Genomic DNA, 13,567 nt, shown 5'->3' on the forward strand with positions numbered 1-13,567 from the left:
CAAATGAATTTTTAGCATTTCTACAAACATAGTAATTCTCCTTTCTAATGTAATGATAATTATTAACAAAACAGCACTTGTATTTCTTTAATACTTTGTTAACGAACAAGAAAATATATTGAGATACAATATATTTCCATTGTCGGCTCAATAAATTGTTTTTTTTTAAATTAATGATTGATTACCGTTTTTTGAATCTAGCTTATAACTTAACGGTAAATTCAAAAAAAAATTAGAGGAATAACGGATTCGATTTTTCAAGAATAGTTACAAAAGTAGAAAAACCGGTCCTGTTTCTAAAGTATGTCATGCAGCAATTCTTGGACTGCAATAAAACCAAACCTTTTTCTATTATGTTAATTCTTATTAAATACTAATAGTAGTAGTAATAATACATTGCCATTAGCCTTTTCCCGTATAAAAGCATAAGACCTTTTCATTTGAGTTTTTACAGTATTTATAGATATATTGTAAGTTTCCGCAATTTCAGAATAACTAAGGTCGTTTATGACATGGGAAATAAAAATATTCCTTCTGGATTCAGGAAGTAAATCTAACAGCTTAAGTACTTTAACAATTTTTCTGTCGTCAGTTTTTTCAAAATTTATCGGGTCTTCATATTCGGGAATGGATAAGTTGTTTTTTTCTAGATCAACTCTTTTTATTTTTTCTAAATATTGAAGGCTCAAATTTTTTACTGCTTTAGACCCATAAGCCCTAAATGATGTGTTTATGGTTGTACTCTGTTCTTTATTCCAAAAGTAAATAAAAAAATCTTGGACAATATCCTTTGCAGCTTCTCTATCCTTAGTTATTTGGAAAGAAACCAAGGATAAAAACACAAAGTGTTCCTTGTACAAGTCCTCAAATTTTTTTATATCCTCATCAAATGACATTTTTCTAATACTGATAAATTGGTTTATATTATTGCATAGTTAATAAAAAAAAACATAAAAAAAAGAATTATGCTAAAAAAAACTTAAAAGTATTGTCACCCTAAATTGATTTTTTCATAACATATATTTAACAAACAAGATTTTTTATGGACATCCCGCAAAATGTAATTAAGGTTCTTCGAGAAATAGGAGTTACAGGAAATATAGATAGTAAAGAATTTGAGAAATTGGTTCCAGAGGAACAAGAACTGGTCAATGATTTATACAAGAATGGATTGATAAATGAAGCGTTGCGATTTATTGATTCAATGGATGTTGAAAAAAATTGGGAAGAATTAAAAAAGAATCTTAATCAACATAAAAAACCGGTTGTGCCGCTATGGAAAAATATTTATAATTACGCCGCTATTTTTATTGGAGCTATTGGAATCTTTTTCCTCTTTCAACATAAGGATGCTGCTGTATCAAAAATAAAAAAGGATAGCAATCAGATAGAGCTTGTATTGGATAATGGGGAAGTACAAATTCTTAGTTCTAATGCAGAAAATCAAATTGTATCCAATAATGGTCAGGTAGTTGGCTCACAAAAGGGCTCTGAAATAAAATACAGCTCAAACACTTCAATAGATAAGTTGGTGTATAATCAAATAAAGATTCCCTATGGCAAAACTTTTAATGTAAAATTGTCTGATGGTACGGTTGTATACTTGAATTCAGGAACTACCTTAAAATATCCGGTGAAATTCATTAAAGGAATGAATAGAGAGGTTTTTCTTGATGGAGAAGCTTATTTTGATGTGAGTAAAGATAAATTACATCCCTTCATTGTAAATGCAAACGCTATGAATGTAAAAGTTTTAGGCACAAAGTTCAATGTTTCGTCATACAAAAACGATACAGAGGTAAGTACAGTATTAGTGGAAGGTTCGGTTAGTTTATCCAGTGATGCTAAACCAAATAAAAAAGCGCTGCTGACTCCAGGATATAAAGGAGTTTGGAATAAATCCATCACAGGTATTTCTTTGGAAAAAGTGGATACGAAGCTTTATACGGATTGGATGAATGGGGAAGTTATTTTCAGGAAATCAACTTTCAATGAAATGATAAAAAAATTAGAACGAAGTTATAATGTTACCATTAAGAACAATAATAGAACATTGGATGTAATGAAATTTAATGCATCCTTTAATAAAAATATAGAAACTATTGATGAAGTAATGTCTTCATTAAGTAAGATACAACCGTTTACCTATGAAATAATTGGAAATCAAATAGTAATAACCAAATAAACTGATTAATGCCTATGAGATAAAGCGTAATTTTTTATAAATGAGTACGCTTTAAATAAAAAAATCGGAAAATAGTTCAGTATTTCCCGATTTATAAAGCGAATCAAACGACCTACGAAAATAAACCATTTAAAACTAAACAAAATTATGAAAAAAATAATTAAGAAGAATATGTCATGTCCATATTTTCCTAAAATTAGCCTAAAGATGAAACTTACTACCATTTTACTGTTAGTTTCTTTATTAAAAATCCAAGCCAATACTTATTCTCAAAATACAAAAATTACATTGAATGTAAAAGAGGCTTCTATAGAACAGATTTTTAATAAAATAGAAACTATTTCCGAATTTAGATTTTTATATGAAAGTGATAAAATCGATTTAGATCGAAAGGTTTCTTTAGATGTAAATAAAAAAAATATTTACGATGTATTAAAAATACTCTTTAGAGGGACTGATGTATTATATAAAACTAATGATCGCCAGATATTATTAACGGTAAAACCAAAAGTCCCTGCTACAAGTAAAGAATCGAAAGCCTTTATTTTTAAAACGGAACAGATTCTAGAAATAAACGGAATTGTTTCAGACCAAAACAAGGTTCCGATTCCAGGAGTTAACATCCTTGTTAAAGGAAGAACTACAGGTGTTCAAACAGATTTAAACGGTAAATTTACCATTAATGTAGCGGAAGGAAATGGCATTTTAATATTTTCTTATTTGGGCTTTATTACTCAAGAAGTAGCGATAAAAAATAGGACAACAATCAATGTCACGTTATTGGAAGATGTTGCTCAGTTGAATGAAGTAGTACTGGTTGGATATGGCTCAGTTAAAAAGAAAGATGTTACTGGAGCTGTAGCTACTATTAGTAATAAAGAATTGAATCGAGTTGGAGCTACAAGCCCGATGCAAGCTTTACAGGCAAATGCAGCAGGGGTAAATATCTCTCAAAAATCAGGTTCAGTTGGAAGTGATTTTAGTATCCAAATTCGAGGAGCCAATTCACTTACAGGAGGATCACCTCTTTACGTGGTTGACGGAATAATGACTGATAATATTAATTTTTTAAATCCCAACGATATTCAGCGAATAGACATCCTTAAAGATGCTTCGTCAACAGCTATTTATGGTTCCCGTGGTTCTAATGGGGTTGTAATTGTGACAACACATTCTGGAGAAGGAATGAAAAATAAAAAATCAAGTATAACTTATGCAAGTTATGTTGGGGTTCGTAATATTACTAACATGCCAGACTTTCTTAATAATTATGATGAGAGCGTTACCTGGAATAGAGACAGACAAGTAGCACGTGATCTGGTGCAAGGAACTACAATTGTAAACTCTCCTACTTATGGCTTTCCAAACGTAATTGGTGCTGATGGTGTTAATTATTGGGCCGATGCATTGGCAAACAGAAGAGGAACAGATTGGTTGGGTGAATTTCTTAAATCAAGCACGCAACAAAATCATTTTATTTCCGCCAATGGTAGTAGTGAAAATACGAGTTATGTAATTGGATTTGGATATCAAGGAGATACTGGTAATGCTAAAGGACAATCGTATGAAAAATATAATTTTAAAGCTAGTTTAGATGCTAAACCTAGTGATAAATTTTCAATTGGAGCCAACATCAATTTAGCATACTCAGATCGTGAACTGGTATCAAGACAAGGATATACGCAACAATTATTTAGAATGCCTACTTATGCGGCAGCAAAAGACGCTAATGGGAACACCATTCAATCTCCTATGATTGGAATTTCAAATAATGTGAATCCGTATGCTTTTTTAGAATCGAATTCTCAATATAATGTAGAACAATTTAATATTTTATCTAATTTTTATCTAGGATACAAGCCTGCTAAATGGATTAATTTAAAAACAACTTTTTCACCAAGTGCTACCTTTCAAAGAACAGGAGAATATTTAGATAGATTTGCGTCACGCTCTATATCAGTGGCAAGGATGTGGAACGACAACAGGCTGTCCTATATTTGGGATAATCAATTGAATATCAATAAAGAAATAGGCAAGCACTCTATTTCATATGATTTTATACAATCATCTCAATACGATCGTTTAGTGTCTTCATTTGTATTTGGTAGGGATGTCCCTTTTCAATCGCTTTGGTATAATGTGCAGAGCGCACCACAACGAGATGCTACTTCAGGATTTAGCAAAAGCACCTTGCTTTCATTCACCAATAGATTTAATTATTCATTCAATGACAAATATCTAGTTACAGCTACAATCAGATGGGATGGATCCTCTAAACTTTCTCCAGGCAACAAATGGGCTTCATTTCCGTCAGGAGCTGTGGCATGGAAAATGAAAGAGGAATCATTCTTAAAAGATGTTTCTCAAATAGATAATTTGAAGTTACGTGTAAGTTTTGGTTATACAGGAAATAATAATATTGCTCCATATTCTACACAATCAGCCTTAAATTCACAAACCTATTACGATTGGGATGGCACATCAGCTAATGGTTTTCTGCCAAGTGCACTTTCTAATTCAAAATTAACTTGGGAACGCACAAGAGAATGGAATTTTGGAACTGATTTTGGGTTTTTTGGAAATCGAATTACAGGAGAAATCAACTATTATGACCGTCTTTCTAAAGATTTATTAATGAATCGTAAGTTAGCTACACCAACAGGTTGGGCGACTATGATTGACAATGTAGGTTCAGTAAGCAACAAAGGAGTTGAAATTCAATTGAAAACGGTAAATATTGATGAAGGTGATTTTAAATGGGAAACTAATTTTATATTTTCTACCAATAAAAACAAAATCGTTGAACTCTACGGTGCAAAAAAAGACGATGTTGCTAATAGATGGTTTATTGGTCAGCCTGTAAATGTCGTTTATGCAATGGTTTTTGATGGTATTTGGCAGAAAGATGAATTGGCACTAGCTGATCAACGAGCTCTAGAAGGAACAGCGAAAGTGAAAGATTTAAATGGTGATGGTAAAATTGATATTGATCATGACATGAAAGTTTTAGGATCTCCTTCACCGGATTGGATTGGGACATTCTCTACGACTTTTACCTATAAAAATTGGGACCTTACTGGTACCGTATTTACTAAACAGGGTTCATATGTATTTAGTCCATTTCATAAAGAGTTTACAGATTTTAATAGTAAAGTCATTTTGGATGTGCCTTATTATGTGAGAGAAAATCCTATAACACAAGCCAGAAGTTCAAATACATATCCTCAAGCTACCTTTACAGGTCAATATTGGGGTGAAAACGCCGGTGCATATGGTTATCCTGGATTTAATAAAGATGCCTCATTTGTTCGAATTCAGAATATTACATTAGGATATAATTTTAGTCCTAATACATTGTCTAAAATGGGATTGTCATCAATGCGATTATATGCTAACGTATTGAATCCGTTTACATTTACTAAATATGATGGGTTTGATCCTGAGTGGGCTGACGCATCAATGTCTGGTGTAGATGCTACAAATACTGCTTATTCAATTTATCAGCTTGGTGTTAACGTTAAATTTTAAAAAGATGAAAAATATAAAAATAGCTATAGTTCTTTTAGGACTTATATTTACAGGGTGTTCAGGATATTTAGAGGAAGAAAATCTTGGTAATACTACAGCAGAAAATTATTATACTACAGAAAAAGGATATGAAGGATTGGTAAACGCAGCATACGCATCATTGCGTAATGTATATCAACCAACCCCATATATGTTTTGTGCAGGTACCGATCTTTTTTTTAACGCTCATGACGAGGTTCCGGTAGGACTAGCCTCTTATCAAACTTTGACTCCTGGAACTGCGGAAGTGGAAGTGTTTTTTAGCACTTTGTACCAAAGTATTCAAAAAACCAATATGGGCTTAGCGTATGCTGAAAGAACAGAAGATTTCTCTGCGCTAAAAACTAGGGTAGCCGAGTTAAAAACAATTAGAGCGTATTATTATTTTCTTTTAGTTCAGAATTTCGGTGATGTAACTTTGGTTAAGGACATGATAAATGAACCGATAACTCATTTTGAGCGAACTCCTGCCAAAGATGTGTATCAATTTATTATTGATGAATTAAAACAAGCTATCATCGATTTACCTCCAACTCAATCTAATTTTGGACGAGTGACACAACGTGCAGCCCAACATATCTTGGCTAAAGTATATTTGACACGTGGGTACGAATCGTACGCATCTCCTTCAGATTTTAGTGACGCCGCAACTCTTGCAGATGCCGCGATAGCAGGCCAAGCTCTTAATTTAACATTCGATAAATTGTTTGAATATAATAAAGACAAAAACGAAGAGGTACTATGGTCTGTTCAGTATGCACCAGGATCTACACAAAGCGGAGGATTATCTCACAATTGGGACTATCCATGGGGACCTTTAGTTCAAGGAGCTAACGATGGTGTTTTAAAGAAAAGCACATTGCATCCAACTAAATATTTATTGACTTTATTTGAAGATAATGATACAAGATTTGAAGGGACATTTTTAAACATCAAAACTACCCCTTATTCTGGTTGGAGATTGAGTCCAACCACAAGTCCTGTAGCTTATTATTATCCAAGAACAGCATCTCAAATTGTTGGTGTACCCGCTTGGAGAGCCGCTGATCCTGTTAATCGCACAAACACTATTATCTCTCCAATTGGAGACCATTGGTGGGATCGTTTGAATATTACGGATTATCCTGCATTGAAAAAATATGATCGAGTACAAACATCAACTCCATCTATTCAGTATACTCATGATTTATATCTGGCAAGATTAGGAGAAACCTATTTAATTGCTGCCGAAGCTTATTTTAAAGCAGGAAATACAGGAAATGCTATAAATCGTATTAATGTTGTAAGGCAAAGAGCTGGAGCTTCTATAAAAGCAAGCGTGGATTTAGATTTTATTTTAGAAGAAAGAGCCAGAGAATTGGCAGGGGAAGGTTTTAGATGGCTTGATTTGAAACGTACAGGAAAACTTATGGAATATACCAAAATAAGTAATCCGGATATTAAGGCACTTTTTGATACTGGAATTGATCCATTTTTAGGAAAGGGAGGAAATTTCAAAATATTGCGCCCAATTCCATTATCTGCAATATCCTTGGATTCTGGGGATTATTCTCAAAATCCGGCATATTAAAATTAGTTTAGTTAGTTTAGTTAGTTTTTAAGACATAATACCCATATACATGTATTAATTACAAATGTATGTGGGTTTATGCATTTTAAACCAATGGGATTCATCATTTGTAAGTTGGTGGTTTAGAACATAAATCTACTCTGAAGTTCATTCCTTTGAATGGGCTCCTCATTTATTTTGTTTGTTTGACCCTTGGTTTGATCCAACGGTAAATTATATTGATGGTTTTTTAAAAACAATTTTCAATTAATGCTATTAGAGCAAGGCTAGAACAAATATTTATAAGGTTATATGTTTTTTCAGCATTTTTTTTTACAGACAAGATAAGTAGTTTTTAATTGTATAAAAAAGGCTCGATTTACAATAAATCAAGCCTTTTTTATACATCATATCAAAAATAAATTACCAAAGCTGATGCACTTCAGGTTTGATATAGCGCTCATAAATTTCATTCATCGCCGCAGTTTTTTCATAAGTTAATTTGGGCAAATCATAAACGGATAAATTGGACAATACATGACTTTCGTTTGATGCGCCAGGAATAATACAACTCACTTCATCAAAACTCAAAATCCACTGCAAAGCAATAGGAGCCAAATTTGTTGCTTCAGGAAATAAAGCTTTCAATTCTTCCACTGCTTTTAAACCCAATTCATAATTAATCCCGGAGAACGTTTCGCCTTTGTCAAAAGCTGCTCCATTCCGATTAAAATTACGGTGGTCTTGAGCGTCAAAAGTCGTTTTAGTATTAAATTTTCCTGTTAACAATCCGCTTGCTAACGGTACTCTTGCAATGATGCCAATATCACGTTTTAATGCTTCTTTGAAAAATAGTTCGGCTGGTCGCTGACGAAAAAGGTTAAAGATAATCTGAACTGTAGCTACATTTGGAAATTCAATAGCTTTCAATCCTTCTTCTACTTTTTCGACACTAACGCCAAGATTTAAAATCTTTCCCTGTTCTTTTAAACGATCAAACATTTCAAAGATTTCCGGACGATAAAATACTTCGGTCGGTGGACAATGCAATTGAATTAAATCCAGTGTTTCTAATCCGGTTCTTCTCAGACTGTCTTCTACGAATTTTTGCAGCACTTTTGGTTGGTAGCCTTCATTGACATGCGGATTGATATGTCGTCCACATTTTGTAGCGACATAGACACGTTCAGAACGGGAACGAACCACTCGGCCTACGGCGGTTTCGCTCAATCCGTTTTCGTAAACATCGGCAGTGTCAATAAAATTCACGCCGTTATCAATAGCGGTATTGATTAACTCGTCTGCGGTTTTATCATTAAAAGGAGAACCCCATTTTCCGCCCACTTGCCAGGTGCCAAGTGATATTTCGGAGATTTCAAAATCTGTTTTACCCAGTCTGCGATAGTTCATTTTTGTGTTTTTTAAAGTGACAGTTTATTTTTCTAATAAAACTTTGGTTATTGCTTCTTCGGCAAGAGGAGCCATGACTTGATAGCCGGCTTTGTTGGGATGTGCGCCATCATTAGAGTAGGAGGCCAGCAGTCCTTTTCTTTCGTCTACCATTGCCGAATAATAATCAAGATATACAATGCCATTGGCGGCAGCGTAATTTTTTAATAGTTCATTCAAGGCTGTAATTTTTTCAGCAGGATTTTGATTGGGTTTCCAAGGAAAATCAAAAACAGGTAAAACAGAACATAGAATTACTTTAATCTGGTTTGCTTTTGCCAATTCGGCCATCGAAAAAATATTATTTTTAATCATGTCCAATGTCGCGGGACCTGTATTGCCTGCAATGTCATTTATTCCTGCTAAAATTACTACTGCGACAGGTTTTAAAGCAATAACATCGGCTCTGAAACGAACTAGCATCTGAGGCGTAGTTTGTCCGCTAATTCCGCGATTTATATACGGTTTTCCGGTAAAATATTCTGAATTTATAATTGCCCAAAATTCCGTAATGGAATCTCCCATAAATACAATCCTTTTTTGTCCTGCTGCTGCCGGCTTTAGATTCGTATTTTCGTTTTGGTATTTATTTAAATTTGGCCAGTCTTGTGCTTGTGCTTTTCCTCCCATAAATAGTGATAAAAATAGAATGCAGTTTTTATTTGTAACCAAATTTGAAACTCATTAGCTTATAAAATATAAAAGAAAAGGTTACTGGAAATGTTGTGAAACAGTACGATAAAATTTAAACCACGTAAGAAATATAAGTACACTTAAGCCAAATAATATAAACTAAAACTTAAATGAACTTATATTTCTTATATGGTTAAAAGAAGAAAACTTTTTTAAAGTACTCTATTTATGATTTTAACATAAAATTCAGTAGAAAGAATCAGCTTTACTTTTTATATCAAAAAGATATAAAAGCAAGGCTGATTTATATTTTTTTAATCAAACAAGTCTGAAGATAAATAGCGATCACCACGGTCACAGATAATGGCAACTATCACACCCGATTCCAAATTTTTAGCTATTTTTATGGCTGCTGCTACGGAACCACCGCTGCTCATTCCTGCAAAAACACCTTCTTCCAGAGCCAAACGTTTGGTCATGTCACGTGCTTCCTGTTCGGTGACTTCAATAATCGTATCAACTTTTGAGGCATCGAAAATTTTAGGCAAATATTCTTGGGGCCATTTTCTGATTCCCGGAATTTGAGAGCCATCACTTGGTTGTGCACCTACGATTTGGATTCCCGGATTTTTCTCTTTCAAATAAGTAGAAGTTCCTATAATTGTCCCTGTAGTTCCCATAGCAGAAATGAAATGGGTTACAGTTCCCTCAGTGTCATTCCATATTTCTGGACCTGTCGTTTTATAGTGCGCTTTCCAGTTGTCGGCATTCGCAAACTGATTCAACATGATATAACCGCCTTCGGCTACTTTTTTATCGGCATAATCTCTGGAACCTATAATTCCTGTTGCAGCAGACGTTAAAATTACGGTTGCGCCATAAGCACGCATGGTTTGGGTGCGTTCTTTGGTAGAATCTTCTGGTAGAACCAATTCAATTTCGATATTAAACAGTTGGGCAATCATTGCCAAAGCAATTCCGGTATTTCCACTGGTCGCTTCAATGAGTTTGTCTCCTTTTTTGATTTCGCCTCTTTCCAGTGCGGATTTAATCATATTATAAGCCGCTCTGTCTTTTACGCTGCCTCCTGGATTGTTTCCTTCGAGCTTTAATAAAAGTTTTACGTTTTTATTTTTTACCAAATTAACAGTCTCCACCAAAGGGGTATTTCCAATCAGGTCTAATAATTTTTGTGGCTTCATGCTAATTTATTTCTTTTATTTTTACTTCTGTAGTTGTGGTATTAAGGACAATAGATTTTTCAGGAATAGATTTGGTAACCCAAGCATTTCCTCCAATAATACTGTTTTTACCAATGACGGTTTCTCCGCCCAGAATAGTTGCATTGGCATAAATGCAAACATTTTTCTCTACGGTAGGATGTCTTTTTGCATTTTTCATGTCCTTGCTTACGCTTAATGCCCCTAAAGTAACTCCTTGGTAAATTTTTACGTGTTTTTCAATCACAGTTGTTTCTCCAATTACAATTCCGGTGGCATGGTCTATAAAGAAAGGAGATGCAATAGTTGCACCTGCGTGAATGTCTGTTCCTGTGATGCGATGTGCGTATTCACTCATCAATCTGGAGAAAAGCAATAAGTCTAATAAATACAATTCATGACTTAATCTATAAATGGCAATTGCGTAAAATCCTGGATATGCCAAATAAACTTCTTCAATGCTGTTTGAAGCAGGATCGTTTTCCAGAATGTAGGCTGCGTCCTGATTCAGTTTTTCAAGTACTGAAGGTAAGGTTTCAAGGTATTTGTCCCAAATAGAGTCGCACAGCGCATGCGGTTTTTTACAGGCAATTGCTGAGATTTCTTTAAATAGCAATTCCAGCTCATCGATACTTTCATTCAAAGGAGCATTGGCATCAAAAAGCGTATAGAATAGTTTCTCAGTAAAGGCTTCAGTTTTTGTCTTGATTCCGTAGTTGATGGAAAAATGACTTTTTAAAGCGCTAATATTTTTGATAATCAGATTTTTTGTCACGATTATTAGGATTGAATTGTTAATTTTAAAAGGATAAAAGTAAGGCGTTTTTTAGAAACAGTAGCAACAATGAAGCAAAGAAATTGGTAGATTGGATGAGAATGGAATATTTTTTTTGATTGCTAACATTTTTGAACAAATTCTGAAAAAATATAACAAAATAGGAAGCTATTTTGAGTTTTTCTATTTGTTGTTTTGATCATCTGCAAAAGGCTGAAATCTATTAAAGTATCGCTTTTGGTTTTTTAGGAATGGTAAAAATAAAATTGCTGCCATTCTTTCCGTCAGATTCAATATAAATACTTCCCGATTTTCCTTCGATGATTTTTTTTACAATAGACAAGCCTATACCGGTACTTTCTTTAATATCTCGGGCTAAAATGGTTTGAAAAACACCAAATACCTTTTCTTGGTATTTTTCAGGTATTCCAGGGCCATTGTCTTTTATGGAAAATTGATAAAAATCAGGTGATGAAGTATAAGTACATTCGATTTTTCCAATGGGTTTGTCGTTATATTTCACCGCATTGCCTATCAGGTTACTGAAAACCTGCTGCATTAATATTTTTTCGGTACTAATAGTCGGAAAATTGTTGCCAATACTTATTTCATATCCTTCATTAGGCACAATAGTTTCAACTATTTCTTCCAACATTTTATGTAAATCAACCTTTTCGAGTTCGATATTTATTGTTCCAATGCGGGAATATTCCAAAATACCATTAATTAAGTTTTCCATTCTTAGAATTCTTCCCTGTAATAATTTGAAATTTGAATTTGTCTCATCAGAAACATCATTTAGATCTTCAATAATCCATTCCGAAAGACTGTAAATTGCCCTTAATGGCGCTTTCAGGTCATGAGAAACGATGTAAGCAAACTGATCTAATTCATCATTTTTCTTTTTAAGGACTGATAATGTGGTATGTAATTTATTTTCTTCTAGTTTTCGGTTAATAATATCATAGTTAAGGATTTTATTCTTGTCCATTATTTTAAATAAAAATAGGGCAATTATTAGAAACAGTAGGACTACTAGACCAGATTCCATTACTTCAAACAGTAAAGCGTTATCCCACGATTTAGCATCAAAATCCATTCCGTATACGGCAATAGTTTTACCGGTGGTTTCGTCTTTTATGGGGATATAAGCGCTAACCCATGTACCCCATCTATCAGTAGAAGGTTCTGTGATTATATCATTTCCGTTAGTAACGGCTTTAAAGGTAGGTTCGTCTGCTTCAGTGTATTCTTGTCCCGGAGGGGAGTAATCTATAGAATTCTCAGGTTCTGAATCGACCATGAAGTATATTTTACCATTTCTTTTGGTGTATAAATAGGCAAAGCTTGCTTTGGGATTTACACTGACTATCTCTTTTAGACTATTTTTTAAAGCGATATATTCGGGTTTGGTACTATCGGATGGTTTTGCTTCCAGTGTTTTTAAAGCTTCTTTCGGTAAGGATACTTCAATTGATTTTGCGATTTGTAAAACACTTTCAGTTCTGTTGTCTTTAAAACGAATCCAGGTAAAATAAAGATAAATTATTCCTAAAATGAGAATTATAAAAAAGACAGTTTTTTGGAATGGTATTTTTTTGATGTTGATTTTTTTCATAAAGGCTGAAATCAGAATAGAGCGAGTATGTTTCTTGTTTGTAGCAGATAACTTCAAATGTAATTTAGAGCCAAATTAATCCGAAGCAGTAATGTCCTCAAAAATAATGATTTTTATGGCTTGGTGAGAATTTAAAAATTTTTAATTTATTGAAGTTTTTTTTAACAATCTAAAAACGATTTTTTTGATTTGTTAGCTCTAATTTTAGAAAACAAAATCAGCGCTTAATAGTGTTTGTAGAAATAACCAACAACCATAAATAGTCCGTTGATGATTGCCATTCCAATCATGTGTTTTTGATAATTATTTCGTTTGTCAATAAAATTTAAACCAACAATTGCCAGAAATAATACCGTTGTATAAATGGCTGGATACATCTTAAAAGCGGCTGCAAAATTGCCTTGTAAAAGAAGCAAAAATCCTCTCTGAAAACCACAGCCCAAACACTCTATTCCAAAGAGCGTTTTACTTAAACAGGGGAGCATGTATTTTTCTAAATCCAATGGTTTTTGTTTTTACAATTTTACGAAAAAATAAGAAACGATTGAGATAATAATTGATGCAATTTTAA

Annotated in this window: 10 protein-coding genes; 3 read left to right on the forward strand and 7 right to left on the reverse strand. The window is 33.5% G+C overall.

Going from position 1 to position 13,567, the window contains the following annotated elements; all coding sequences use genetic code 11:
- Nucleotides 1-356 precede the first annotated feature (356 nt).
- The gene (locus ACM55K_RS11710; RefSeq protein ID WP_416850420.1) at nucleotides 357-896 is read right to left on the reverse strand and encodes a sigma-70 family RNA polymerase sigma factor; all 540 of its coding nucleotides are present in this window, start codon (nucleotides 894-896) and stop codon (nucleotides 357-359) included.
- A 146-nt stretch (nucleotides 897-1,042) separates the two neighbouring features.
- Here ACM55K_RS11710 and ACM55K_RS11715 point away from each other — a divergent pair, with 146 nt between their 5' ends.
- The 3 genes from ACM55K_RS11715 to ACM55K_RS11725 all read left to right on the forward strand — a co-directional run bounded on the left by ACM55K_RS11715 (nucleotide 1,043) and on the right by ACM55K_RS11725 (nucleotide 7,322).
- Nucleotides 1,043-2,185 carry a FecR family protein gene (locus ACM55K_RS11715; protein WP_416850422.1) on the forward strand — a complete coding sequence of 381 codons (1,143 nt, stop codon included), beginning with the start codon at nucleotides 1,043-1,045 and terminating at the stop codon, nucleotides 2,183-2,185.
- A gap of 207 nt (nucleotides 2,186-2,392) precedes the next feature.
- On the forward strand, nucleotides 2,393-5,713 hold the full coding sequence (locus ACM55K_RS11720; protein ID WP_416850423.1) for a TonB-dependent receptor: 3,321 nt from the start codon (nucleotides 2,393-2,395) through the stop codon (nucleotides 5,711-5,713).
- Between the two features lie 4 nt (nucleotides 5,714-5,717).
- Nucleotides 5,718-7,322, forward strand: a complete 1,605-nt coding sequence (locus ACM55K_RS11725; RefSeq protein WP_416850424.1) for a RagB/SusD family nutrient uptake outer membrane protein — start codon at nucleotides 5,718-5,720, stop codon at nucleotides 7,320-7,322.
- Between the two features lie 402 nt (nucleotides 7,323-7,724).
- Here ACM55K_RS11725 and ACM55K_RS11730 read toward each other — a convergent pair whose 3' ends face one another.
- The 6 genes from ACM55K_RS11730 to ACM55K_RS11755 form a co-directional block, all read right to left on the reverse strand.
- Nucleotides 7,725-8,711: an aldo/keto reductase gene (locus tag ACM55K_RS11730; RefSeq protein ID WP_416850425.1), complete on the reverse strand. Its 987-nt coding sequence runs from the start codon at nucleotides 8,709-8,711 to the stop codon at nucleotides 7,725-7,727.
- 24 nt (nucleotides 8,712-8,735) lie between these two features.
- Nucleotides 8,736-9,380, reverse strand: coding sequence for an SGNH/GDSL hydrolase family protein (locus tag ACM55K_RS11735; RefSeq protein ID WP_416850427.1), 645 nt, complete (start codon nucleotides 9,378-9,380; stop codon nucleotides 8,736-8,738).
- A 317-nt stretch (nucleotides 9,381-9,697) separates the two neighbouring features.
- Nucleotides 9,698-10,585, reverse strand: a complete 888-nt coding sequence (gene cysM / locus ACM55K_RS11740; protein ID WP_416850428.1) for a cysteine synthase CysM — start codon at nucleotides 10,583-10,585, stop codon at nucleotides 9,698-9,700.
- Nucleotide 10,586: 1 nt separating this feature from the next.
- On the reverse strand, nucleotides 10,587-11,378 hold the full coding sequence (gene epsC / locus ACM55K_RS11745) for a serine O-acetyltransferase EpsC (protein WP_416850429.1): 792 nt from the start codon (nucleotides 11,376-11,378) through the stop codon (nucleotides 10,587-10,589).
- A gap of 223 nt (nucleotides 11,379-11,601) precedes the next feature.
- A complete protein-coding gene (locus ACM55K_RS11750; protein WP_416850430.1) occupies nucleotides 11,602-12,996 on the reverse strand; it encodes an ATP-binding protein in 1,395 nt (464 codons plus the stop codon).
- Between the two features lie 224 nt (nucleotides 12,997-13,220).
- Complete coding sequence (locus tag ACM55K_RS11755; RefSeq protein WP_416850431.1) at nucleotides 13,221-13,499, reverse strand: DUF2752 domain-containing protein; 279 nt, start codon at nucleotides 13,497-13,499, stop codon at nucleotides 13,221-13,223.
- Nucleotides 13,500-13,567 lie beyond the last annotated feature (68 nt).

Source organism: Flavobacterium arabinosi, from assembly GCF_048158725.1.
In the GTDB taxonomy this organism is placed as follows: Bacteria; Bacteroidota; Bacteroidia; order Flavobacteriales; family Flavobacteriaceae; genus Flavobacterium; species Flavobacterium arabinosi.

What these genes read in the sequence shown, in the direction of transcription:
- ACM55K_RS11710 (WP_416850420.1), bottom strand. Translation starts at nt 896, where the DNA reads ATGTCATTTGATGAGGATATAAAAAAATTTGAGGACTTGTACAAGGAA.
- ACM55K_RS11715 (WP_416850422.1), top strand. Translation starts at nt 1,043, where the DNA reads ATGGACATCCCGCAAAATGTAATTAAGGTTCTTCGAGAAATAGGAGTT.
- ACM55K_RS11720 (WP_416850423.1), top strand. Translation starts at nt 2,393, where the DNA reads ATGAAACTTACTACCATTTTACTGTTAGTTTCTTTATTAAAAATCCAA.
- ACM55K_RS11725 (WP_416850424.1), top strand. Translation starts at nt 5,718, where the DNA reads ATGAAAAATATAAAAATAGCTATAGTTCTTTTAGGACTTATATTTACA.
- ACM55K_RS11730 (WP_416850425.1), bottom strand. Translation starts at nt 8,711, where the DNA reads ATGAACTATCGCAGACTGGGTAAAACAGATTTTGAAATCTCCGAAATA.
- ACM55K_RS11735 (WP_416850427.1), bottom strand. Translation starts at nt 9,380, where the DNA reads ATGGGAGGAAAAGCACAAGCACAAGACTGGCCAAATTTAAATAAATAC.
- cysM (WP_416850428.1), bottom strand. Translation starts at nt 10,585, where the DNA reads ATGAAGCCACAAAAATTATTAGACCTGATTGGAAATACCCCTTTGGTG.
- ACM55K_RS11750 (WP_416850430.1), bottom strand. Translation starts at nt 12,996, where the DNA reads ATGAAAAAAATCAACATCAAAAAAATACCATTCCAAAAAACTGTCTTT.